The sequence below is a fragment of the Nocardiopsis sp. NPDC058631 genome, assembly GCF_042716955.1.
Taxonomy (GTDB): Bacteria; Actinomycetota; Actinomycetes; order Streptosporangiales; family Streptosporangiaceae; genus Nocardiopsis.
Map to the genome: position 1 here is coordinate 1 of NZ_JBHXQY010000200.1, position 1,792 is coordinate 1,792.

Here is a 1,792-nt window from a genome sequence, read left to right on the forward strand (position 1 = left end):
AGGCGTTGGACTGTGGGGTTTTCGAAGAGGGTGCGGACTTTGGTGTGGATGCCCAGGGTGGTGCGGATGCGGGCGATGAGTTGGGTGGCCAGGAGGGAGTGGCCGCCCAGGGCGAAGAAGTCGTCGGTGGTGCCGACGGTGTCCAGGCCCAGGGTGTGGGCGAAGAGGGTGCACAGGATTTCTTCGCGTGGGGTGCGGGGTGGCTGGTGGGTGTGGGTGGTGGTGGGGTCGGGTGTGGGTAGGGCGGTGTGGTCGATTTTGCCGTTGGTGGTCAGTGGTAGGCCGTGGGGCAGGACGATGACGGTGGTGGGGACCATGTAGTCGGGTAGCAGGTGGGTGGTTTGTTCGCGGATGTGGTGGGGGTCGAGTTGGTGTCCGGGGGCGGGGACGGTGTAGGCGGTCAGGTGTTTGTGGCCGTGGGTGGTGTGGGTGGTGACCAGGGCGTCGGTGATGTGGTCGAGGCTGGTCAGGGTGGTTTCGATTTCGGCGGGTTCGATGCGGTAGCCGCGGATTTTGACTTGGTGGTCGGTGCGTCCGTTGAAGATGAGGTCGCCGTGGGGGGTCCAGTGGGCGAGGTCTCCGGTGCGGTACATGCGTGTGCCGGGGGTGTGGGGGTGGGGGTTGGCGGTGAAGTGGGTGGCGGTGAGGGCGGGTTGGTGGGTGTAGCCGCGGGCGAGTCCGGTGCCGGTGATGTAGAGCTCGCCTTGGACGCCGGGTGGGACGGGTTGGAGGTAGGGGTCCAGGAGTAGGAGGCCGGTGTGGTGCATGGGGTGGCCCAGGGGGACGGGGCCGGTGGGTCCGGTGGGGTTGTGGGTGTGGGTCCAGGGTTGTTGGGTGGCGCACAGGGTGGTTTCGGTGGGTCCGTAGGTGGTGCGCACGGTCATGTGGGGGTGGGTGGTTAGGAGGCGGGTTACGGCGGTGGGGGAGATGGTGTCTCCGCCGGTGGTGATTTCGGTGAGTCCGGTGAGGCTGTGGGGGTCTTCTTCGACGATGACGCGGAACATGCCGGCGGTGAGGCTGAGGTGGGTGATGTGGTGGGTGGGGATGAGGTGGGTCAGGGCGGTGGTGTCGGTGGTTTCGTCTGGGGCGATGACGGTTTGTGCGCCGTGGAGTAGGGGTGCCCAGATTTCGTAGGTGGAGGCGTCGAAGGCGTGGGGGGCGTGGAAGAGGACTCGGTGGTGGGGTTGCAGGTTCCAGGCGGGGTCGGTGGCGAGGTCGACGATGCTTTGGTGGGTGATGGCGATGGCTTTGGGGGTTCCGGTGGTGCCGGAGGTGTGCATGGTGTAGGCGGTGTCTTGGGGGCGCACGGTGGGGAGTGGGTGGTGTGGGCTGGTGGTTTGGTAGGTGGTGTGGTCGCTGGTCAGGGTGTGGTGGTGGGTGAGGCCGGGGTGGTGGGCCAGGGTGGTGTCGGTGATGACGAGTGGGCAGGGGTTGTGGGCTAGGAGTTGTTGGAGGCGGTGGGGGGGTAGGTCGGTGTGGAGGGGTTGGTAGGCGGCTCCGGTTTTGAGGATGGCTAGGAACGTGATGATGGTGTGGTGGCTGCGGCGCATGAGGACGGGTACGTCCATGCCGGGTGTGATGCCGTGGTTGATGAGGTTTTGGGCGAGGTGGTGGGCTCGGGTGTTGAGTTGGTGGTAGGTGAGGGTGCCGTGTTCCCAGCGCAGTGCGGTGTGGTGGGGGTGTTGGGTGGTGTGGGTGTTCAGGTGTTGGAGCAGGGTGGTGGGTTGGGTTGGGGGGTGGGGTCCGTGTCCTTGGTGGAGGAGGGTGCGGGTTTCCTCGGAATCGAGCAGGT

The 1,792-nt window shown here is 66.2% G+C and carries 2 protein-coding genes; one reads left to right on the forward strand and one right to left on the reverse strand.

What is annotated here, in order from left to right; genetic code table 11:
- Positions 1 to 1,664: non-ribosomal peptide synthetase (locus ACFWTE_RS29915; RefSeq protein ID WP_378783312.1), on the reverse strand; the 1,664-nt coding region annotated here is incomplete at its 3' end.
- Here ACFWTE_RS29915 and ACFWTE_RS29920 point away from each other — a divergent pair.
- Positions 1,584 to 1,792, forward strand: a 209-nt coding sequence (locus ACFWTE_RS29920; RefSeq protein ID WP_378783314.1) for a hypothetical protein, incomplete at its 3' end; no start/stop codon positions are given. The two genes, ACFWTE_RS29915 and ACFWTE_RS29920, sit on opposite strands and share 81 nt — an antisense overlap.